Below are 19589 nucleotides of genomic sequence, written 5' to 3' on the forward strand. Positions count from 1 at the left end.
GTCATGGCACCCCCATCACCAGCACGCCGCTGCCATTTATCGGCCCCTCGACAGGCAGGGACCCCACTCGCTTGACCAACGTGAATGTCACTTCGTCACTCCCTGAACTGTTGGTAATGCGGGTCAGGAACGAGCCGTTGACTCGAACGGCAGCGCCGGCGCGGACAAGGGCCGTACCCACGTTCGGATTGCTCATCGTCAGCAAGTTGGCGTTGAACGAGGAAGGAGCACCTTTGTAAGTGATCGTGATTGGCGTCGTAATTCCCGGGTCCGGGCACCTGTAGGTGAGAGTGCGGTCTGTCCGAACGGTTGTGGTCAGCGGATCGGTACCTATCGCTCTCTGGTGCACGTTGCCGAAGTTGATCTCGATCGGGTTGTTATTGTTGATCGTGCACGATGACGGAGAGATGGTGAAGTTATTGTTGGCGGTGTAAGTGAGCATGAGGCTCGTGGAGCCGCCATTATAGTTGTTGGTTTGGTCGAGACGTAGTACGCCGAGGGTGTCACCTGTTCGAATATCGATAGGGTTCGTCGGGTTGTTGCGTATCAATATATAAGGAATGGCATCGATCGGTATGGCGGCCGTGTTGTTAGGCATGGTCGCAATTCGAATACCATTCGGAACAGGCGTGTCTCGGTACGTTCCGTTTATGCGCAGGCCGGTGGTTTGGCTAACGAACTTCGGGCCCGGCGTCCAGGCCGTGCCGATCCTTGCTCCGGTTGCCCAATAATCCTGCCGTCCATCCGGGGTATTGCCGTCGGGTTCAAATCGGCATTCGATCCTCACCCCTGACAAAAGGATACGAGGCTGATTCACCTCGAGTCGGACATTCACCGGGACTTGCAGGTTTAAAGTCCCGCCAACGTTCACCCTTTGCCACGCGCCGCCATTTACACGGCAATCCGCCGCCTTGGCGGTTGTAGTCACGCCAACCAGGAGGAGAAGCACTATGGCTCCATATGCTCGTTTCATGTTGTTCTCTTTCTTCCTATGAATAACGGTTTGGCGCTATGGATAATCCAGCGTAAAAGTCGAGGTCACCCTGTAAGTACCGTGCCCGATGGTCTTGTCCCGCAGGGCATCCGGCTCTCCCCGCACGTAGGCCTTGAGCTCGATGACATTGTTGCCAGGGGTCAGGCTCTGTTCGTCACCGACCTTATTCACGGGTACAGGCTTATCGCTCAGCGTCTCCAGGCCGAGCCCGATACCTGAGGCACCACTTCCGCCATCCAGCGCGAACAAACCGGGCAGCGCACGGTTCTCTGCGCCGCCGAACAGGACGGTGACTGACTCGCTGATGGTGGTATTGCAGTCATCCAGGTGCAGCGTGAAGCGTTTGCCCACCGAGCGTGTGTTGATGTAGAGGTGCTTGCTGGTCAGGTCCCACAGTTCCAGGGTGATGGCTTCATCGCCCGGGCGGATGGTGCAGGCCTGTTCAACCAGGTTGCCCTTGAACCTCAGGTTGTCCGCCGCGTGCGCCGCGGCAGCCAGGCCGAAGGTCAGCAACAGGGCCAGCCCGTTATCAATAACTGCATGTCGCATAGACTCGACTCCTACTGGTATTCAGCCAACAGCGTGGCCACCGCCGTGAACCTGGTGGGGGCCAGGATTGAACCCGGCCGTTTGACGGGTACCACTTCCAACGTCGGCGGCGATGCCAGGCTTATGTCCAGTGGCGTGTTGAGTCGAAACGGCAGGTTGTTTTGATACAGCCGAATACCCAGATCAGGCGCAGTGGTCTGCACCGCCGAATTATCAAATGTCGTTTCTGTGCCCTTGATGCTCAACTTCAGCAGCCACGGCAACGTGGAAGCGCCACAGCGGATCGTGTAGCCGACGCCCTTGCGGTATTTCACGCCATCGACGCGCTTGGTGCCGACATCCCCGAAATCGACTTCAATCGTGCTGCCCGAATCAATCGTGCAGGGCGGCGGCTCGTTCAGCGTTCCGTTGAACGTCAGGTTGGCCGACGCACCGCTGCAAAGGCCAATGGAACACAAGGCGAGCAACGCTCGCTGCGGCCAACGTGTCATTGATCGTTCCTCTCTATTTGGGCTCGTCATTGGTACTCGATCACCAGGGTGGCGGCAGTCGCAAAGGCCCCTCCGGTCAGCGTGCTGCCCGCGCGTTTCACCGGCACCGCCTGCACGGCCGGAAAGGTTGGATGGGTAAACCTCAGGGGCGTATTCAGGGGCCAGTCAGCCCCATTGGCGAACAGCTTTATCCCGAGATCCGTCTTGGGCGTGGAGAGCACTTTGCTATCGAACGCCGCCCCCGCACCCTTGAGTTCCAGGGTCATCGCGTTGCTGAAAACAGGCGGGTCACACCTGACGGTATAAGGCACCTCCCGACGATAATTGACGCCATCAATTCGTGACGTGAGCAGGTCGTTGCCAAACGGCACATTCAGCGTGCTCCCACTGTTAATCACGCACGGCGGCGGCGCGATGATGACCGCGCGGATGGTCAGGTTGGTATCGGCCTGCACATCCAGGCTGACAGCCCATAGCAGGCCCGCACCGATAAAAATGGCCCACGGGCCGGTTAACCTGCTCATTGCTCTGCCCTTACTCATAGTTGAGCCTGAAATCCACCACGGCCCGAAATGCCCCGCTGGTCAAGGGTGCGGAGGTGCGCGTGGGCTGGACATTCCAGGTTTGAGTGCTGGCGCCCAAGGGCAAGAACAAAGGTTCGCCCCGTGAGCCCAGCTGTACATCCCGTCCCACGGCATCGGTCAAGCGCAGGCCCATCCCGGTGATGCCTTGCACCTTGACCAGCCGTGGATCATCGGCATCGGCGGGCGCAACAAACGTGACTGACAGCACAGGTTGATGTGCGCTCCATGTGAGATTTCCCGTGCGCGCATTCGCGATACTGCCGGCGGTGCGCTGGCAATCCTTGAATTGCAGTTGAAATGGCTTGGATGTCGCCTGGTCGCCGGGCCGTTGCAACTGGCCGGCCGATACGGCGCCCAAATCAATCGTTTGATGCAGGGAGTTCATTTCCAGGCTGCAAGGCATTTCGTGCATGGACCCGCGAATATTGAGCATCCCGACCATGCCCTCCAGATCCTCGTCATCCGCGGCGTGCGCCTGCCCCATCAAGGCCGGTAACAGGCAGCCCAAGACCTTCACTTTGTGCAACTTCATGATGTTCTCCGGCAGAAGGCACTACTGATTGGGCGCTGATGCTTGCGCATTCACTTTGCAGGTCTCGCCGCTGCAACTGAACGCCAGCAGCGGGCGTCCGCCGTAGTCATTCACGTAGGCCAGGTAAGGTGTCGTGCCCAGCTCCCTGGCCGTCGGGCCAAGGGTCTGCACGCCTTTGGGCGGGACCATCAGGGGCTCGAAGCCCGGTATGGTCTTGCCGTCCTTGCTGCTACGCGCGTCCACCAGGGTCACGTAGTAAGGCGTCGGGTTATTCACCCGATAACGGTCGCCTTCGCGGGTAAGGGTCAGCTTTTCCTGCCACGGGTTGGACAAGTCTTGCTGGGTGGGCGTAATCGCTTGCGGCCGGTAGAACAGTTTGATCCGGGTTTGCAGCGCAATTTGCAGGGTGTTGGCCTTGTCGCTGCGCGGCGGAATTTCCCGCAAGTTGAAGTAGTAGACCGTCTCCCGATCCTGCGGCAGCAACTTGGCCGCGGGTAATGCCTGTACTTTTACCTGGCTTTGTTTTCCTGGCTCCAGCCGTTGAACAGGCGGCAGTACGATCAAGGGCGTGGTGATTTTTTTGCCGGCTTCATCCTCGATCCAACCCTGGGCCAAATACGGCAGCTGGGTATTGTTGTTGGTAATGTTCACGCTGGTGGCGTCTTTGCCGCCATCAAAAATCACTCGGGTCCGGTCCAGGCCAACAGCGGCGTTGGCATTCAGGCTCACACCCAGTACCAGCAGTGCAAAAGCCTGTTGAGTGAGGCGTATGTTCAGCTTCATGAGGACGTGTTCTCCCTATCGGTTTGCTTGCCGGTCAGCGCTGCTGGCTCGGGCACGGATTGATCAGTGGCTACCAACTGGCAGCGCAGTTGCAGGGCATCGCTCAACCCGTCAATTGGCAAAATGACGGGCAGCGTGAGGGTGCAACGCTCGGAACCACCCCAACTGACGGTCATCTGCTCGCCAGCCTGGATACCGCTGAGGTAGACGTCCCCGCCATCGTTCACGACCCCGGTGTCCTGCAGCTTCAGGTTTTTTACCGTCGCGCCGAAGGGCGGTGAGCTGCCATCCGGCAGGCGAAGCACAGCCATGGCTTTCTTGCCGGAAATCACTTCCAGGGTTCGATAACCGATAGCCCCTTCGGTGAGAGTCAGTTGCGTGACGGATTGGGTGGCTTCGACATCGCTCGGCAAGCTCTCCAGGTCAACACTGGCCGCCGTCCGCTGGTAGCTGCTGATGTCGGAGATCACCGCCTTGCCGAAGGCGTTGCTGCGGGTAGGAGTGCCGTAACCGCGCACAGGCACATCGGGCACACCACCGGTGTCGATCATCAGACGGGTGCCGCCCGTACTATTGGTGCGATGCAGGGCCCCACCGTACGGCGTAAGCGTGCCACCGCCGCGAACGGACGCCCCCAGGGTTCGGTTATTACCTTGCTGCTGACTGGCGCTGAGATCGATGTCTGCCAGATCACCGATGTGGCTCAGATAACCACTGGCGGAGTTGTCGCTGGCACTCAGTTGGTAGCTGTTACGCGCATCGATGCGATCGGCGTAGCGCGTTGCAAAACTGTTCTCGCCGGCGGCTCGATTCGCATCCATCGACAATGTGCCGGTCGGCCCCAACGGCAGGCTGACCGTCAGCGACATGCCGTTATCCTTATATTGGTAATCTTGGGTGCGATATAAATTCACCGACAGGTTCATGTTTCTAACGGTGCCGATATTGAAGTAACGCGATGCAGACACGTTCCAGCGCTGAGTGTCCGGTCGATTCCAGTAGGTTTGTTTGTTGTAACTGGCATAGACAGTGGCGCCCAGATCACGAAACTGTTTATTAACCGTTACCGTAAAAAGTGCCTTGTTGCCGCCAATCGGTTGCCAGTGTTCAATGAACTCACCGTTCTGGTCGTACACGCCGCGTCCGCCGAGTTCACCATTCAAACCGTAATGCAGGGCATCCAGGTATTGGCTCATGCTCAAGAAGTTCTTTTCGGAAAAACGATAACCGGCGAACGTCACCTGGCTGTCGTACTCTTCAAAGTTCTTGGAGTATTGAAGGCGGTAGGATTTGCCCGTGAGTGTCTCGTTCCACAGGTGTGCGCGGGACTCTGTCACATCCAGAGAAAGCGCCCCGAACGCCAACAGATCACGCCCCACCCCGACCGACCATGCACGGTAGTTGTTATCCAAAATACCGCCGCCCAACAGCGACCAACCGTTGCTGATACCCCAGGAGAACTCGCCGGTGCCGAAAAACGCACCGTCTTCGTGATACTGAAGATTCGACGGTTGCCCAGCCGACAGCTTGTAGCGAACCTGCCCGGGGCGCGTCAGGTAGGGAACGCCTGCCGTATCAAGCTGGAATTTTTGTACCGAACCGTCCTGCTCTTCCACCCGCACATCCAGCGTGCCGGACACTGCGTCATTAAGATCCTGGATGCGAAACGGTCCTGCTGCGACCAGCGTTTCATACAGCACACGCCCTTGCTGGCTGATGACGACCTTTGCATTGGTTTTGGCAACCCCGACCACTTCCGGTGCGTAACCCCGCAAGTTGGGTGGCAGCTGGCTTTCATCCGACTTCAGCGCGGCACCGGTAAAGCGAAAGCTGTCAAACAGGTCCGAATAGAGGTAGTCCTCGCCCACCACCAAGCGCGCTTTAAGCGCAGGAAGCGCACGGTAAGCGTAGTAACGACTCCACTCCAGTTTTTGCCGGTTTGCCGCCGACTCGCGGTCTTTCTCGACACGGCCCTGCCAATCAGCCCGCAGCCGCCAGGCCCCGGCATTCGCTCCGACGGTTCCGTTACCACTGACGTCATTGCGCATACCGTCATGCCGTCGGTAGCTCGATTGCGCTGTCATGTTGTAATCAATCAGCAGCCCCGGCACCCCCTCGTCCCAACGCGAAGGCGGGTCCCAGTTGATGGCGCTGTACTCCAGATAAGCCTGGGGAAGACTGATGTTCACCGTGGCAGAGGCCAGGTCCGCACTGACCTCCATGCCAGGCAAGCCTTCGATATCCAGGCACTGCCCGTCTTTCCACCACCTGAGTTTGGCTGTTTCGGACGCTTTCAGGCCCAACTGTTCCACCAACTCCCGCGATAAACAGGCCTGACTTCCCTTGGGGTCATTATCCGGAGGGTAGAACGCCACTGATTGCTCAGAGATGGGCTGTGTATTTATCTGCACGAGCATCGAGTAGTTGCCGGGCAGAATAAAGCCACTGCGTGCAAACTGGGACAAGTCAATATTAGTGCGATCATTTAGATCAAGAACGTCGGTATTAAACTCAATATCCCCGGCACCCAGTGCAGTTCCCGCCAGTGATATCAACCCGCCAAAGAGGCTGGGGCGCAGCGTATTCATGACTTTCGACGTATTCAACATACACGCAACTCAATCTTCAAAAGTATTCCAACTTGAACCGCACTGCGGCACGGTGAGCTCCAGCCAAGAGCGGCACGCCGTTACCGACCAGGCGAAGCGTATAGTTAAGGATCATGTCACCCTCAACTACCGGGTACAGCGCTACTGGCGCACCCGGTGAACACGCCCGGCCATCAATATCCTGAATATCGAAGGCAACTCCCTGAGAACCACCAAAGGCTGCAAAGGAGCGTCCTGCTCTATCGGGAGAGCCGTCAAACGTCACTCGCAGGTGCTGCCAATCAGGCAGGCTTTCACCCGGGCGTGACGGGTCGGGGCGACTCAGCGAGCAATTGACCAGCCGCAACTGGAAGGGCCGTATTTGTCCCGCCCCGTCCCGCAAGAGCCGGCCTATGGGTTCGGGGTCCATCTCAATGGTTTGATCGGCACTGGCTGCTTCCAGCCCGCAGGCTGAGTCAACAACTTCTCCTCCCAGCGTGACGACTCCATCGCCTTGCGCTGAGGACTGCGCGAAAACCCAAGGGCTGATGAACATCGTCAATGAAGAGGTAATAGCGAGACTTATGAATGTTTTCACCTGGACCTCCCGCCAGCTTCCCCCCGCCACCTTGAGAGTGGCGGGGGAAAAACTTACTGATAAGCCAAAGTGAAATTGGTGACCGCGCTGAAATCACCAGGAACGATGTCGCCTGTCGCCTGGCCTTGAACAAAGGCGCCGAACTCCAGCGTGTTATTACCGGAGGCAATAGCCTGCGGGGTGGTTGGAGTACCCAACACAATAGGTCGACCGCCATGGGTCATCATGATGCCCACGCCGCCCGCGCCGCCCACTGTGCCGATCCCACCCGGAACAACGGTCGACGGCGCGCCGGTGAAGGTAGTGGTCACCGTGTTATCGGTGAGGCCGGACAGATCGCAGCCTTCAAGTTCAATCAGCACACGTCGGGCTTCAGACTTGCCACCCGATTGCAGTTGATGCTTGGCGATCGCGCCAAGGCGAACGGTCTGATCTACGGAGTCAGGCTTGATAGAGCAAGCACCCGAATGTACCGACCCCAAAAACGTGACCGTTCCGTCCGCTGCTTGGGCAACAGACATCGAACCTGCCAACAGGCCGACAGTTAACAGTGCAGTTTTCATTTTAGATTTCATTTGCAGACGCTCACGTATAGTCAATATCACAACGGAGTCCTGTCGCAGCTGTGCGCAGGACTTATTAAGTGCCCGAACGATTCCCTGATCACGTTGGAATGTTTGATTTTTTCCAACTACTTGCATTGCAATTCAGGAACTCGTTCAACGCCGGGCAATTATCCGTTGCGAATTTGAATAAGAAAGCCATCCGATTCGCTGAATTGAGTAGCCTGGTTACACCAAGACACATAGGAAGATTATGGCACTTTGCCAAAACTTTAAATGTGTCCGTAAGAATCGGACTACATGCTGAGAATGGAAATAGTTTAAGAAGGGATAAGTCCGTAAGAATAGGATTACGAACTCTAAAAAACAATAGTAACTACTGGGCCAAACCCACTAACTAATTTAAAAATGAGTCCACTGGATTGGCTTGCGCACGCAGGCGAACAAAACACTCGCGGCTTGGAGGCCGCTGCGCAGCGTCGACCGCTCGTCTGCCGGGCTTGCCCTCAACATAAGATATATCTTACGTTGTATCTAAACCAGACGAGAGCATCCCAATGAGAGACCATCATCCCCACCGAGACCACGGTGACGACCGCGACGGCTTCGAAAAACGCCCTGGCCGCGACCGCGGTGGCCGAGGCCCACGGGTCTTCGCCCCCGGCGACCTGAAACTGCTGCTGCCGGCGCTGATCGCCGAACAGCCGTGCCACGGCTATGACCTGATCCGCCGGATCGAAGCCCTGTTCGACGGCGCCTACACCCCAAGCCCCGGCGTGATCTACCCCACGCTGACCTTTCTCGAAGAAAGCGAATTGATTGCCGGCGATGCCGAAGACGGAAAAAAACGCTACACAATCACCGACGCCGGTCGTCTCTTCTTAAGCGAACAAGCAGTTGCCCTCGAAGGCATTCGCCTGCGCATGGATGTGAGCAAACGTTCGCTGCGCGGCCAGGACCGTCCGCCAGAAATCCACGAGGCGGTACATAACCTGCGCCATGCCTTGCATTCGCACCACGGGCGCTGGAGCCCGGAAGAAATCGTTCGTGTTGCGGCGCTGCTCAACAGCACCGCCCAAGCCATTGCCGACGGGAAAGCTCAATGAATACCCAAGCCATTCACCGCGTGACCCACGAAATCAAACGCCGCCGCCTCGAAGTTCTGCGCGTGGTCGACATCACCCCGCGCATGCGCCGCATCACCCTGGGCGGGCCGGAACTGGCGGGCTTTATCAGCCTGGGCAGTGACGACCACATCAAGCTGCTGTTCCCGCAGAACGCCGCCGAACAAGCGGCACTGGACAGCCCCGACTTCAACCTGCGCGGCGATGGCCCGCAACCCGCCATGCGCGACTACACCCCACGCCGGTACGACCTGACCATTGGCGAGCTGGACATCGACTTCGTGCTGCACGGCGATGGCCCTGCCTCCACCTGGGCCGAGCAGGCCAAGGTCGGCCAGCACCTGCACATCGGCGGGCCGCGTGGCTCGATGATCGTGCCGGATATCTTCGACAGCTACCTGTTGATCGGCGATGAAACCGCGATCCCGGCCATCGCCCGGCGCCTGGATGAATTGCCGGCGGGGCGCAAGGTATTGGCGGTGATCGAGATCGACAATGCGGCAGAGCGGCAACCGCTATACAGCGCTGCCGAGGTAGAAGTGATCTGGGTGGTGCGCGGCCAGGATGACCTGCTCGAGACGGTGCAGAACCTGACGCTGCCGGGCGGTTCGCTGTACAGCTTCGTCGCTACCGAGAGCAAACTGTCGCGCCAGGTGCGGCGGGTGCTGCTGGACACGCACAACGTCAATGAGGCGTTCCTCAAGGCCGTCGGTTACTGGCAACAGTGATCCGTGTAGGAGCGAGCTTGCTTGCGAAGAACCTGAGAGCGCCGCGTTAAACCAGACACGCTGCGTTATCGTTAACGTCCTTCGCGAGCAAGCTTGCTCCTACTGATTTTATCCAGCCCCACCACCACCAAAGCAACCAGCACAAACCCCGCCAGAATCCCCCCGGCATTGATGAACACCTGTGGATAACCCAGGGTGTCCACGTCGATGAACGGGTACTGATACAACCCCCACACATACCCGCGCAACAACACATAAGCGAAGTACACCAACGGGTAAATCACCCACAGCCCGATGTGCTTGAGCCGCAGGCTGCCCTTGGGTACGCACCACCACCAATACGCGACAAACACCAACGGCATCACGTCGTGCAGCAGTTCGTCCGCCACAAACTGCACCCCCGCAGGTTGCCACATGTGCCGCAGCAACAGGCTGTAGGCGAGGCTGACCACGACAATGCTCACGGCGATCCCGCTGCTGACCACGGGCCTGAGGAAAAATCGACTCGCGCAAGATGGCCGTTGCACCCACGCATGGGTCAACACCACCGCCACCAGGGTGTTGGTGAGCACGGTGAAGAAGCTGAAGAAATTCACCAGGCCCGGCAACAGGCTCGCGCCATCGACCCAGCGGTAGTAGAAAATGATGTACTGCTGCAGCGCCAGGCCAGCCCAGCCGCCGAGGGCTGCCAGGCCGATAAGGTGACGTTTCACCTCAGTCCTCGACCGGTCGCTTGGTGCGCATCAACTTCACGTACAAGCCCTCGACCTTCTCCCGCGCCCACGGCGTCTTGCGCAGGAACGACAGGCTCGACTTGATGCTCGGGTCACTGGAAAAACAGCGGATGTTGATGCGCTCGGCCAGGCCTTCCCATTGGTAATGCGCCACCAGCGCGGTGAGGACCTGTTCCAGGGTGACGCCGTGCAGTGGGTCTTTGTTTGTCGCGGTCATGCCGGGCCTTTTGCGAAAAGAAGAAAACGAAGCCGCGCACCTTAGCGGACGGGCCGTGCGGGTGGAAGCGCTGCCTTCACTATAGGCCACTGTTCGATCGTTCCCACGCTCTGCGTGGGAGTGATCGAGCGGGGTTTGGGAAAGTTCCCCTTGGCAGAGAAAAAAGTGATGTTATATTGTAACGATAACTATCAAAGGGTATCGAATCCCTTACCGTTTTCAGCCTTCTCTTTTTTTGCCGTTTGCCAAGGAACGACCGATGTCCCTCTCTTCTCTCTGGCGCCTCTCCCCGCTGGCCGCCGCCCTGTTGATCACCTCCCAGGCCAACGCCCTGGAGCTGCAACCCCAAGTCATCACCGGCAACCCGTTGGGCAGCGAAACCCTCGCCTCGCCCACCACCGTGCTCGAAGGCGATGACCTGACCCTGCAACAAAAAGGCAGCCTGGGTGAAACCCTGAACAAGCAGCCCGGCGTGTCGTCGTCGTACTTCGGCCCGGGGGCCAGCCGGCCGATCATTCGTGGCCAGGATGGTGACCGTATTCGCGTTCTGCGCAACGGAGTCGGCGCGCTGGATGCCTCGTCGCTGTCCTATGACCACGCGGTGCCGCTGGACCCGGTCAACATCGACCGCGTCGAAATCGTGCGCGGCCCGGCCGCCCTGCTTTACGGCGGCAGCGCCATCGGCGGCGTGGTGAACACCTTCGACAACCGCATCCCCACCGAAGCCATCGAAGGCATTCACGGGGCCGGTGAATTGCGCTACGGCGGCGCCGACACCACCCGCAGCAGCGCCGGCAAACTGGAAGCCGGCAACGGCACTTTCGCCTTGCACCTGGACGCCAGCGCGCGGGAATTCAACGACCTGAAAATCCCCGGCTTTGCCCGCAGCCGTCATGCACCGCAAAGCGAAGACGGTGAAGGCAAGAACGGTCGCCTCGGCAACAGCGACGGGCGCCAGGACGGTGGTGCAGTCGGCGGTTCCTACACGTGGGACGACGGCTACGCCGGGCTGTCCTACAGCAACTACGACAGCAACTACGGCTCCCCGGCCGAGCAGGACGTGCGCATCCGCATGAAGCAGGATCACTACGCCTTTGCGTCCGAGATCCGCAACCTGCAAGGCCCGTTCACCTCGGTCAAACTCGACGCCGGTTATACCGACTACAAGCACATGGAGATCGAAGGCGGCGAAACCGGCACCACCTTCAAGAACAAGGGCTATGAAGCGCGTGTTGAAGCGCGACACCTGCCGATCGGGCCATTCAACGGCGTGGTGGGCGCACAGGTCAGCCGCAACGAATTCTCGGCGCTGGGTGAAGAAGCCTTCGTGCCGCAGACCGACACCAATGCCGGCGCGCTGTTTATCCTCGAAGAAATGCAGGCCACCGAGCGCCTCAAGCTGAGCCTCGGCGGGCGCCTGGAACACACTAACGTCGACCCGGACGGCAAAGGCAACGCGCGCTTTGCCAATGCCAACAAATCCGCCGACTTCACCGCCGGCAGCCTGTCGTCCGGCGCGGTGTACACCCTGACCCCGATCTGGTCGCTGGCCGCCACCTTGGGCTACACCGAACGCGCCCCGACGTTCTACGAGCTGTATGCCAACGGCGCTCACGTCGCCACCGGCACCTATGAATTGGGCGACGCCAACCTGTCGAAAGAAAAAGCGGTGTCCAGCGACCTGGCGCTGCGCTTTGACAACGGCACTCACAAGGGCAGCTTCGGCGTGTTCTACAGCCACTTCTCCAACTACATCGGCCTGCTGGGCAGCGGTCGCACCTTGAATGACGAAGGCGAGGAAGATGCCGGCGGTATTCCTGAGTACAAATACTCAGGCGTACGCGCGCGTTTCGCGGGCTTTGAAGCCCAGGATCACATCAAGCTGGGGGAAGGTGCCTACGGCAAGTTCGCGTTGGAACTGTCCGGCGACTACACCCGCGCGACCAACCTGGACACGGGTGAAGCCTTGCCACGGATTGCGCCGTTGCGTTTGAACAGCGGTTTGTTGTGGGAACTGGACCGCTGGCAGGCGCGGATCGATGTCGAGCACGCGGCGGGCCAGGGGCGTGTGCCGGATAACGAAAGCGGGACCGACGGCTACACCACCTTGGGCGCCAGTGCCGGCTACCGCTTCAATGTCGGCGGCAGCCAGTGGCTGGCGTTCGTCAACGGTGAGAACCTGACGAACCAGACCGTGCGCTATGCCAGCTCGATTCTGCGGGACATCGCCCCGGCGCCGGGGCGAAGTGTGCAGGTGGGCTTGCGCACCACTTTCTAACTGACTGCACTCGGTTAAACCTGTGGGAGCGGGCTTGCTCGCGAAAGCGGAGCGTCAGTCAAGACATGTGTGACTGACCCACCGTCTTCGCGAGCAAGCCCGCTCCCACATTTACTGTGCCCACTTCGAACAGGTTGTGGAGTTAGTACCGCGCATCCACCGGCTTACCCCCCTTAGGCCAATCGTTCACCTTGTCCGGGAAATCCGGACGAGGTTGTTGGGAGAAGTACGCTGCCACATCCACCGCCTCCTGATCCGACAAACCACCCTGGCCCAACGGGAATTTCTCGTGGAAGCCAATCGGCATGTTGCGTTTCACGAACGCCGCCGCCGTGTACAGCCGCGCCATCCCCGCCCCGATATTGAACGATTGCTCGCCCCACAATGGCGGGTACACCAACTCGCCATCCGCTCGCGCCAACCCTTGGCCATTGTCGCCATGGCACACCGCGCACTGCTTGGCGTAGACCTGCTTGCCATTCTCCATGTCCGGCTTGATCGCAGGATCGACCTTGCCCACGCCACGCCCGGCGACTTTATCTTCGGGCTGGGTGTTGTTTTTCATCCAGTCGAAGTACGCCACCATCGCCTGCATATCCGCCGATTCCGGCGGCAGTGGCTTGCCATTCATCGAGCGACGGAAGCAGCCGTTGATCCGCTCCTCCAGGCTCACCACCTTGCCGGCCCGCGGCGCATAGCTCGGGAAGAACGCCGAGACACCCACAAACGGCGAACCGTCCGCCACGGTGCCTGCGTTGAGATGGCAACTGGTGCAGTTCAACGCATTGCCCACGTTGTTCGGCAGCAGCGCCTTGGTCTGCAGGTGCAGGCGCATGCCACGCACCACTTGATCGGCATTCGGCGCCGCCAGCAGCTCAGCCAGGCGCGGGGTTTCGAACGCTGACGAATCGGTGGTGACCGGGTTGAGCTGGCCGCGCATTTTCTTCACTTGGGTAGCGCTGATGGGCGTGCCTTCGTTGCCCCAGCTGCTGCGCACAAAGCTGAGGATTTCAGCGATTTCCTGATCCGCCAACCGGGCAAACCCGGGCATGGTGTAGACCCGTGGATGAGTCGCCGTTTCAGCGGTCTCCCACCCCGTGAGGGTGATGTGCAGCAGTGAAGTCGGGTTGCTGGATGCCACGCCCGGGTTGCCGGCCAACTGCGGAAACAGCCCTTTCACCCCGCCGCCGTCGCTGCGGTGGCAGTCACTGCAAAACTGCATGTAGCCCAGGCCACCCCGGCTGGTGAACAGGTCCTTGGGCGGTGCAACAGGTTCGTGGGCTACGGCCGGCATCGGCAGGTCATCCTTGCCCGGCGGCAGGGATTTCAAATAGGTCGCGATGGCCGTCAAGTCAGCGTCAGTGAAATGCTGGGTACTGTGATGAATCACATCGGCCATGTTGCCCGAGACCGTGGCAAAGCGGTTCTGCCCGGTCTTGAGCAATTGCACGGTGTCGTCCACCGTCCACAGGTTGCGCAAGCTCAAGGCGCGCCAGTGCTCGACAGTCTCCCCGGCCAGGTAATGCCGACCGCTGCGGCCCGCATCGCTCATGGCTTTTTCCTGGAAGGCAATGCCGCGCGGGGTGTGACAGGAACCGCAGTGGCCCAGGCCCTGGACCAGGTAGGCGCCGCGGTTAAGCACTTCATCCTTTGCCGGGTCAGGCGCAAACGGCTGCTTGTCGAGGAACGCAAAGTTCCACAACGCCAGGCCCCAACGCTGGTTGAACGGGAAGCCCATCTCCGCTTCCAGATTGGGTTTTTTCACCGCTTCCACGCCCTGTATCAGGTAAGCGAACAAGGCGCGCATGTCGACCTCGCTCATCTTCGCGTACGACGGGTACGGCATCGCCGGGTACAGGTTCTGCCCCGCGGGCGTCACACCTTCTCGCATCACCCGGTCGAACTGCTCAAAGGTGTACTGGCCGATGCCGGTGTCGCGGTCCGGGGTGATGTTGCTCGAATAGATCGTGCCCATTGGCGTGCTCAACTCAAGCCCGCCGGCCATTTGCGCGCCTTGCTTGGCGGTGTGGCAGGCGATGCAGTCACCCAGTTGGGCAACGTATTTGCCCTGTTCGATCAGCGTGGGGTCGGCTTCGTTGGCGTGCAGGGGAAGGGACAGACACAGCACCACCCCCACAAGGCCCAGACGTGACAGGGGAAAAATCATCGCACTATTCCTTTAATAACCCGGCCTGGGGCGGTCCCCTCGGCGCAGGTCTGCAATCGTTTTTATTGGGTCATCAGGCAGATAACCGGGGCATGGTCAGCCCCAGCTTCGTTGTAGCGGATTTTTTGCGCGTGGCCCTTGATGTAGATCAGACGGCATGTTCTACAGTGGAACTGAAATTGACTAATTGACGCGAGCATCGATGTCGGCGAGGAGAGCAAGGATGCGTTATTCACCCTTTGTGGGGCGCATTGGCGGCGAATCCGTCAGTGCCTGGGATATTCACTACGCCGCCGCCGAAGCTCAACTGCGTGGCGAAGACGTGATTGTGCTCAGTGTCGGCGACCCGGACTTCGCCACACACAGCGCGATCTGTGAAACCGCCGTGGACGCCCTGCGCGCTGGCGACACCCACTACACCCATGTGCTCGGCCGCCCAAAACTGCGGGAGGCCATCGCCGCACGGCAGAGCCTGCTGCAAGGGATTGCGGTGCACGCCGACAATATCGCCCTGGTCGCCGGCGCGCAGAATGGCCTGTTCGCGGCCTGCTTGTGCCTGTTCAGCCACGGCGATGAAGTGCTGGTGCCGGAGCCGATGTACCTGACCTACGAAGCCTGTGTCCATGCGTCGGGGGCACGCATTACCACCGTCGAACAACCAGCCGCCAACGGCTTTCGCCTGACCCGCACCGCGCTCCAAGCCGCGATTACCGACAAGACCCGGGGCATCGCCCTCGCTACACCGTGCAACCCCACCGGCAACGTCTACTGCCGCGAAGAACTGGAAGCCGTCGCCGAAGTGGCACGCGAGCACAACCTTTGGGTGATTTGCGATGAGGTGTATGGGCAGCTCATTTATGACGATCAACACCTGAGCATCAGCGCGTTGCCGGGCATGGCCGAACGGACGGTGGTGCTCAACAGCCTGTCGAAAAGCCACGCCATGACCGGCTGGCGGGTAGGCTGGGTGGCGGGCCCGCCCACCTTGATAAGCCATCTGGAAAACTTGCTGTTGTGCATGATTTATGGCCTGCCAGGGTTTATCCAGGCGGCGGCGATCAAGGCACTGGAACTGGATGAGGCCGTGGTCAGCGATGCCCGCGCGGTGTATCGGCGCCGGCGTGATCTGGTGGTGAACGAGTTGAGTGCAATCAGCGAGCTGGACTGCCGAATCCCCCAGGCGGGCATGTTCATGCTGGTGGACGTACGCCGCACCGGGCTCACCGGCCGGGAATTCGCCTGGCAACTGTATCGCCAGACCGGCGTATCGGTGCTTGATGCCCAGGCCTTTGGCGCCAGCGCCGAAGGGTTTGTAAGGGTTTCGTTTACCGTCGCCGATGACACCCTCAAGGAAGCTTGCCGGCGCATTGCCGGCTTCGTCGAGGGGCTTGGGGCCAACGCCGTGCCTTTACGTGATCGCCGATAACGGGCATAAAACGCCTTTTGCCCCGTTCGAAGGACTGCCATGTCTCAAGGATTGACCTATCGCCAGGCCCACCTGGACGACCTGCACACCCTGTGCGTGCTGGGCCAGCCGCTGAACCGCCTGCACCACCAGGAACGGCCCGATATCTACCGTGACGCCACCGACCAAGTGGAGCGCGACCAGTCCCATTGGCGGCCCTGCCTGACCAGCCGGGTTCAGGCGGTATTTCTTGCCGAGCAGCACGGCGTTGGTGTTGGGTTTATCACCGCGCAAATCATCGAGACCGCCAGCCCGTTGTTGCAGCCGCTACGTGTTGCCAGGATCGGCTCGATCTGCGTGCTGGAGGCCCAGCGTGGCCAGGGCATTGGCCGTGAACTGATGGCGCTCGCCGAGCGCTGGGCCATCCGCCAGGGCGCCGGTGATCTGCGCCTGACCGTCTGGGCCTTCAACGAACCGGCGCAGCGGCTGTACGAGGAATTGGGCTACGAAAAACGCGCCTTCGAAATGGGCAAGCGCCTCGGTTAAATCAACCGTTGGTAAGATGCCCCTTGATGACCTGTACGTATTTCTGTACGTTTCAGCCATTAAGCGAGGACTCAATTATGGAAACTATCAACTACACCAATGCACGCGCCCATCTCTCGGACACGATGGATCGGGTAAACGAAGATCGTGCCCCTCTGTTGGTGACCCGGCAAAAAGGTGAACCGGTGGTCATGATCTCTCTCTCAGAGTTCAACGCTCTTGAAGAGACGGCCTATCTGCTGCGCTCTCCCAACAACGCGGAACGCTTGATCAAATCGATCAACAGCCTGCGAGCCGGAAAGGCCAAGCCGAGGCAGTTGATTGAAGAATGAAAATACTCTTTACGCCTGAAGGCTGGGACGACTACCTCTGGTTTCAACAAAACGACAAGGCTGGGCTCAAACGCATCAACTTACTGATCAAATCGATCCAGCGTGATCCTTTTGACGGCGTTGGCAAACCAGAACCACTCAAACATATCCTCAGTGGTTTCTGGTCCCGGCGAATCACAGCGGAACATCGTCTGGTGTACGGGATTGAGGATGGTGAAATACAGATCCTCATGTGTCGCTATCACTATTGACGCCATTTACCGTCAGGATCCTGCCTTGACCTGATCCCCCTCCCCGCTGAAAATGCGCGACGCTTTTCCCGTCTCCCCGTTTACTGAAGTAGTGAAATTTCAATGTCTGATTCCCGTACCGAAGAATCCGTAGTCGCCTTGCAGTCCAAAGCTGAATACGAAAACGCCATCAATCTTTCACAGCACGTGCCGGCGGCCAAGACCATCAGTGAAATGGTGCTGGACGCGTTCCACACCTCCAAGGAAAGCGACCAGATCCGCGAGCTGCGCGTGGCCATCCGCCAGGCCCACGATGCCTTCGACGATGACAAGGCCTACGACCTGATGGGCGAGCTCAAGCAGCTCAAGGACGCCGAAGCCGCCGACAACGCCGCCCTGGAAGACCTCAACACCAAGTTCTCCATCAGCCGCATCCTGTCCAGCTTCAAGGACGACCCGGAGTTCCAGGAGCTGGTCTACGGCCTGGCCCTCAAGGTGCTGAACCAGACCCACCAGGCCATCAGCAACCCGAGCGCCGGCAAAGGCAAGGCTTCACGGCCGAAGAAGGAAGCGGAAGTGTTCGCCATCAGCAAGGACGGCATCAGCGTCACCCTGCCGATGCGTTCGCCGCGTTCCAAGCCGAGCGTCGACCGTGAAGCGTTTGAGTTCCTTGGTTTCAGCTTTGTCGGTGAAGGTGATGAGGCTGAATTGGAAGTTGAAACCTTTGTGGATAACTCGGGCGCCGAACAGCCGCTGACGCGTAAAAGCATCATCACTGCGCTGCAGCAGCAGACTGCATTTGATGGCTACAGCATCGCCCAGCAGTAAAATCGGGTGGCCCCCTGTAGGAGCGAGCTTGCTCGCGAAAAACGTCAACGAAAACGCAGCGCGTCTGGTTTAACGCGGCGCTCTCAAGTTTTTCGCGAGCAAGCTCGCTCCTACAAGGAACTGAACACCTCGCGAAACCGCTGCATCTCATCAGCATTCCCCACGGTGACCCGCACCCACTGCGGCCAGTTTTGCCACACCCGCCCGATCTTCACGCCCTGCCCGCCCAACCGTTCGATGACCTGCTCCGCCGGCCGCCCCACATCAATCATGAAGCAGTTGCTGTGAGACGCCGTGCACGTGAATCCCCGTGCGCTCAACCAGGCCACCGTTTCATCCCGCAACCTGGTATTAAGCGCCTTGCGCGCCGGCACCAGTTGCGCATCCGCAAGGCTGGCGCGGCCGGCGAGCAAGCTGGCGGCCGCCGGCACGTTATCCCCACCAAACACCGCCAGTTGCTCCAGCAGCGCCGGATGACCGATCGCCAGCCCCAGGCGCGCACCGGCCAAGCCATAGATTTTCGAGAACGTACGCAGCACCAGCAAGTCGTCATGCTCCTTGACCCACGCCACGCAACTGGGGGCATCGCTGAACTCGATGTAAGCCTCGTCCACCAGCAAAATGCTGCCTTTGGGTTTGTTCGCCAGCGCCTGCTCGATGGCCTTGGTGGGTGTGAGGGTACCGGTGGGATTGTTCGGGTTGCAGAGGTAGATCAGGCCAGGCTGACGGTCAACGGCGAGCATCGCGGGGAGGTCATGGGCGTGGTCGGCGGTGAGGTCTACTTCGTGCACCGGGGCCTTACGCGACTCGGCGGCTTGGCGCGGTACTTCGTAGGATGGCGTGGCCATCACCAGGCTGCGGGTTTCGCTGGTAAACGCCAGCACCGCGTAACGCAACGCGGCCATGGAGCCAGCGAACACCGCCACATGCTCGTCCGAAATCCCTTGCTGTTGGGCAAACGCTTCGGCCAGGGCGTACATGTCCGGATAAGGGTAGCGCCCCGAGGCCGCAATACCGCGCTGCATCGCCTGCCGCGCGGCCGGCGAAGGACCGTAGGGGCTTTCGTTGTAGTTGAGCAGCACCTCGGGCGCCGCCACCGCGGGGCTTGCTTCAGCCCAGTCCAGGCGCCCCAGCAACGGCAAGGCCGCGCCCAGTGCGATCAGGGAACGACGACTCACGTTGACCATGATGACTTCTCCTTGTCGGCTCGCAGCTTCAGGTGCGGAATTCGCGCCCGTTCCTACAGTTGGGTATGACGAGGAAAACATCCGGTGATTTACCCGCCCAACAAAAAGCCCCGCACTTCTTACCGAAGGCG

General features: G+C 59.8%; 21 protein-coding genes. 8 read left to right on the top strand and 13 right to left on the bottom strand.

The window, feature by feature from the left end; genetic code table 11:
• Nucleotide 1: 1 nt before the first annotated feature.
• From HBJ59_RS04120 to HBJ59_RS04160, 9 genes are read right to left on the bottom strand one after another with little or no spacing between them, the layout of a single operon-like run.
• The gene (locus tag HBJ59_RS04120; protein WP_076015634.1) at nucleotides 2-973 is read right to left on the bottom strand and encodes a fimbrial protein; all 972 of its coding nucleotides are present in this window, start codon (nucleotides 971-973) and stop codon (nucleotides 2-4) included.
• Nucleotides 974-1009: 36 nt separating this feature from the next.
• Nucleotides 1010-1543 (bottom strand): fimbrial protein, encoded by a 534-nt coding sequence (locus HBJ59_RS04125; protein WP_076015635.1) that lies wholly within the window; start codon nucleotides 1541-1543, stop codon nucleotides 1010-1012.
• Nucleotides 1544-1554: 11 nt separating this feature from the next.
• Nucleotides 1555-2034 (bottom strand): fimbrial protein, encoded by a 480-nt coding sequence (locus HBJ59_RS04130; protein ID WP_076015636.1) that lies wholly within the window; start codon nucleotides 2032-2034, stop codon nucleotides 1555-1557.
• Between the two features lie 26 nt (nucleotides 2035-2060).
• A complete protein-coding gene (locus HBJ59_RS04135) occupies nucleotides 2061-2558 on the bottom strand; it encodes a fimbrial protein (RefSeq protein ID WP_076015637.1) in 498 nt (165 codons plus the stop codon).
• Between the two features lie 10 nt (nucleotides 2559-2568).
• Nucleotides 2569-3150, bottom strand: a complete 582-nt coding sequence (locus HBJ59_RS04140) for a fimbrial protein (protein ID WP_076015638.1) — start codon at nucleotides 3148-3150, stop codon at nucleotides 2569-2571.
• Nucleotides 3151-3171: 21 nt separating this feature from the next.
• Nucleotides 3172-3933: a fimbria/pilus periplasmic chaperone gene (locus tag HBJ59_RS04145; RefSeq protein WP_167662834.1), complete on the bottom strand. Its 762-nt coding sequence runs from the start codon at nucleotides 3931-3933 to the stop codon at nucleotides 3172-3174.
• Entirely contained in the window at nucleotides 3930-6542 is a 2613-nt protein-coding gene (locus HBJ59_RS04150) for an outer membrane usher protein (RefSeq protein ID WP_167662835.1), read from the bottom strand. Before HBJ59_RS04150 ends, HBJ59_RS04145 begins: the two co-directional genes overlap by 4 nt.
• A 16-nt stretch (nucleotides 6543-6558) precedes the next feature.
• Complete coding sequence (locus HBJ59_RS04155) at nucleotides 6559-7119, bottom strand: fimbrial protein (protein WP_076015640.1); 561 nt, start codon at nucleotides 7117-7119, stop codon at nucleotides 6559-6561.
• Between the two features lie 53 nt (nucleotides 7120-7172).
• On the bottom strand, nucleotides 7173-7682 hold the full coding sequence (locus HBJ59_RS04160) for a fimbrial protein (protein WP_076015641.1): 510 nt from the start codon (nucleotides 7680-7682) through the stop codon (nucleotides 7173-7175).
• 557 nt (nucleotides 7683-8239) lie between these two features.
• On the opposite strand from HBJ59_RS04160, the gene HBJ59_RS04165 reads away from it, so the two are divergent.
• Together HBJ59_RS04165 and HBJ59_RS04170 are read left to right on the top strand one after the other, a co-directional pair.
• Nucleotides 8240-8788, top strand: coding sequence for a PadR family transcriptional regulator (locus HBJ59_RS04165; protein ID WP_076015642.1), 549 nt, complete (start codon nucleotides 8240-8242; stop codon nucleotides 8786-8788).
• Nucleotides 8785-9534: a siderophore-interacting protein gene (locus tag HBJ59_RS04170; RefSeq protein ID WP_167662836.1), complete on the top strand. Its 750-nt coding sequence runs from the start codon at nucleotides 8785-8787 to the stop codon at nucleotides 9532-9534. Before HBJ59_RS04165 ends, HBJ59_RS04170 begins: the two co-directional genes overlap by 4 nt.
• A 71-nt stretch (nucleotides 9535-9605) precedes the next feature.
• Here HBJ59_RS04170 and HBJ59_RS04175 read toward each other — a convergent pair whose 3' ends face one another.
• Both HBJ59_RS04175 and HBJ59_RS04180 read right to left on the bottom strand, forming a co-directional pair.
• Nucleotides 9606-10247, bottom strand: coding sequence for a Pr6Pr family membrane protein (locus HBJ59_RS04175; RefSeq protein WP_076015644.1), 642 nt, complete (start codon nucleotides 10245-10247; stop codon nucleotides 9606-9608).
• Between the two features lies 1 nt (nucleotide 10248).
• Nucleotides 10249-10485, bottom strand: a complete 237-nt coding sequence (locus HBJ59_RS04180; protein WP_003216406.1) for a VF530 family DNA-binding protein — start codon at nucleotides 10483-10485, stop codon at nucleotides 10249-10251.
• A 259-nt stretch (nucleotides 10486-10744) separates the two neighbouring features.
• Between HBJ59_RS04180 and HBJ59_RS04185 the strand changes: the two genes are divergently transcribed.
• Nucleotides 10745-12763 carry a TonB-dependent receptor gene (locus HBJ59_RS04185; RefSeq protein ID WP_167662837.1) on the top strand — a complete coding sequence of 673 codons (2019 nt, stop codon included), beginning with the start codon at nucleotides 10745-10747 and terminating at the stop codon, nucleotides 12761-12763.
• Nucleotides 12764-12905: 142 nt separating this feature from the next.
• Here HBJ59_RS04185 and HBJ59_RS04190 read toward each other — a convergent pair whose 3' ends face one another.
• Nucleotides 12906-14930 carry a c-type cytochrome gene (locus HBJ59_RS04190; RefSeq protein ID WP_167662838.1) on the bottom strand — a complete coding sequence of 675 codons (2025 nt, stop codon included), beginning with the start codon at nucleotides 14928-14930 and terminating at the stop codon, nucleotides 12906-12908.
• A 223-nt stretch (nucleotides 14931-15153) separates the two neighbouring features.
• On the opposite strand from HBJ59_RS04190, the gene HBJ59_RS04195 reads away from it, so the two are divergent.
• From HBJ59_RS04195 to HBJ59_RS04215, 5 genes are all read left to right on the top strand, one after another.
• Entirely contained in the window at nucleotides 15154-16356 is a 1203-nt protein-coding gene (locus HBJ59_RS04195) for a pyridoxal phosphate-dependent aminotransferase (protein WP_076015647.1), read from the top strand.
• Nucleotides 16357-16395: 39 nt separating this feature from the next.
• Complete coding sequence (locus HBJ59_RS04200; RefSeq protein WP_076015648.1) at nucleotides 16396-16881, top strand: N-acetyltransferase; 486 nt, start codon at nucleotides 16396-16398, stop codon at nucleotides 16879-16881.
• Between the two features lie 77 nt (nucleotides 16882-16958).
• Nucleotides 16959-17213 (top strand): type II toxin-antitoxin system prevent-host-death family antitoxin, encoded by a 255-nt coding sequence (locus HBJ59_RS04205; protein WP_076015649.1) that lies wholly within the window; start codon nucleotides 16959-16961, stop codon nucleotides 17211-17213.
• Entirely contained in the window at nucleotides 17210-17464 is a 255-nt protein-coding gene (locus HBJ59_RS04210) for a Txe/YoeB family addiction module toxin (protein WP_167662839.1), read from the top strand. The genes HBJ59_RS04205 and HBJ59_RS04210 overlap by 4 nt, the downstream gene beginning before the upstream one ends.
• Nucleotides 17465-17566: 102 nt before the next feature.
• A complete protein-coding gene (locus HBJ59_RS04215; RefSeq protein ID WP_076015651.1) occupies nucleotides 17567-18271 on the top strand; it encodes a hypothetical protein in 705 nt (234 codons plus the stop codon).
• A 110-nt stretch (nucleotides 18272-18381) separates the two neighbouring features.
• On the opposite strand, the gene HBJ59_RS04220 is transcribed toward HBJ59_RS04215, so the two are convergent.
• The gene (locus tag HBJ59_RS04220) at nucleotides 18382-19458 is read right to left on the bottom strand and encodes a pyridoxal phosphate-dependent aminotransferase (RefSeq protein ID WP_076015652.1); all 1077 of its coding nucleotides are present in this window, start codon (nucleotides 19456-19458) and stop codon (nucleotides 18382-18384) included.
• Between the last annotated feature and the right edge of the window lie 131 nt (nucleotides 19459-19589).

The sequence above is a fragment of the Pseudomonas sp. AN3A02 genome (genome assembly GCF_011765255.1).
Lineage (GTDB): Bacteria > Pseudomonadota > Gammaproteobacteria > Pseudomonadales > Pseudomonadaceae > Aquipseudomonas.

Coding starts and splice junctions, on each gene's coding strand:
- HBJ59_RS04160 (WP_076015641.1), bottom strand. CDS start 7,682: ATGAAAACTGCACTGTTAACTGTCGGCCTGTTGGCAGGTTCGATGTCT.
- HBJ59_RS04135 (WP_076015637.1), bottom strand. CDS start 2,558: ATGAGCAGGTTAACCGGCCCGTGGGCCATTTTTATCGGTGCGGGCCTG.
- HBJ59_RS04140 (WP_076015638.1), bottom strand. CDS start 3,150: ATGAAGTTGCACAAAGTGAAGGTCTTGGGCTGCCTGTTACCGGCCTTG.
- HBJ59_RS04195 (WP_076015647.1), top strand. CDS start 15,154: ATGCGTTATTCACCCTTTGTGGGGCGCATTGGCGGCGAATCCGTCAGT.
- HBJ59_RS04145 (WP_167662834.1), bottom strand. CDS start 3,933: ATGAAGCTGAACATACGCCTCACTCAACAGGCTTTTGCACTGCTGGTA.
- HBJ59_RS04200 (WP_076015648.1), top strand. CDS start 16,396: ATGTCTCAAGGATTGACCTATCGCCAGGCCCACCTGGACGACCTGCAC.
- HBJ59_RS04205 (WP_076015649.1), top strand. CDS start 16,959: ATGGAAACTATCAACTACACCAATGCACGCGCCCATCTCTCGGACACG.
- HBJ59_RS04130 (WP_076015636.1), bottom strand. CDS start 2,034: ATGACACGTTGGCCGCAGCGAGCGTTGCTCGCCTTGTGTTCCATTGGC.
- HBJ59_RS04180 (WP_003216406.1), bottom strand. CDS start 10,485: ATGACCGCGACAAACAAAGACCCACTGCACGGCGTCACCCTGGAACAG.
- HBJ59_RS04125 (WP_076015635.1), bottom strand. CDS start 1,543: ATGCGACATGCAGTTATTGATAACGGGCTGGCCCTGTTGCTGACCTTC.
- HBJ59_RS04170 (WP_167662836.1), top strand. CDS start 8,785: ATGAATACCCAAGCCATTCACCGCGTGACCCACGAAATCAAACGCCGC.
- HBJ59_RS04150 (WP_167662835.1), bottom strand. CDS start 6,542: ATGTTGAATACGTCGAAAGTCATGAATACGCTGCGCCCCAGCCTCTTT.
- HBJ59_RS04215 (WP_076015651.1), top strand. CDS start 17,567: ATGTCTGATTCCCGTACCGAAGAATCCGTAGTCGCCTTGCAGTCCAAA.
- HBJ59_RS04220 (WP_076015652.1), bottom strand. CDS start 19,458: ATGGTCAACGTGAGTCGTCGTTCCCTGATCGCACTGGGCGCGGCCTTG.
- HBJ59_RS04120 (WP_076015634.1), bottom strand. CDS start 973: ATGAAACGAGCATATGGAGCCATAGTGCTTCTCCTCCTGGTTGGCGTG.
- HBJ59_RS04185 (WP_167662837.1), top strand. CDS start 10,745: ATGTCCCTCTCTTCTCTCTGGCGCCTCTCCCCGCTGGCCGCCGCCCTG.
- HBJ59_RS04165 (WP_076015642.1), top strand. CDS start 8,240: ATGAGAGACCATCATCCCCACCGAGACCACGGTGACGACCGCGACGGC.
- HBJ59_RS04210 (WP_167662839.1), top strand. CDS start 17,210: ATGAAAATACTCTTTACGCCTGAAGGCTGGGACGACTACCTCTGGTTT.
- HBJ59_RS04190 (WP_167662838.1), bottom strand. CDS start 14,930: ATGATTTTTCCCCTGTCACGTCTGGGCCTTGTGGGGGTGGTGCTGTGT.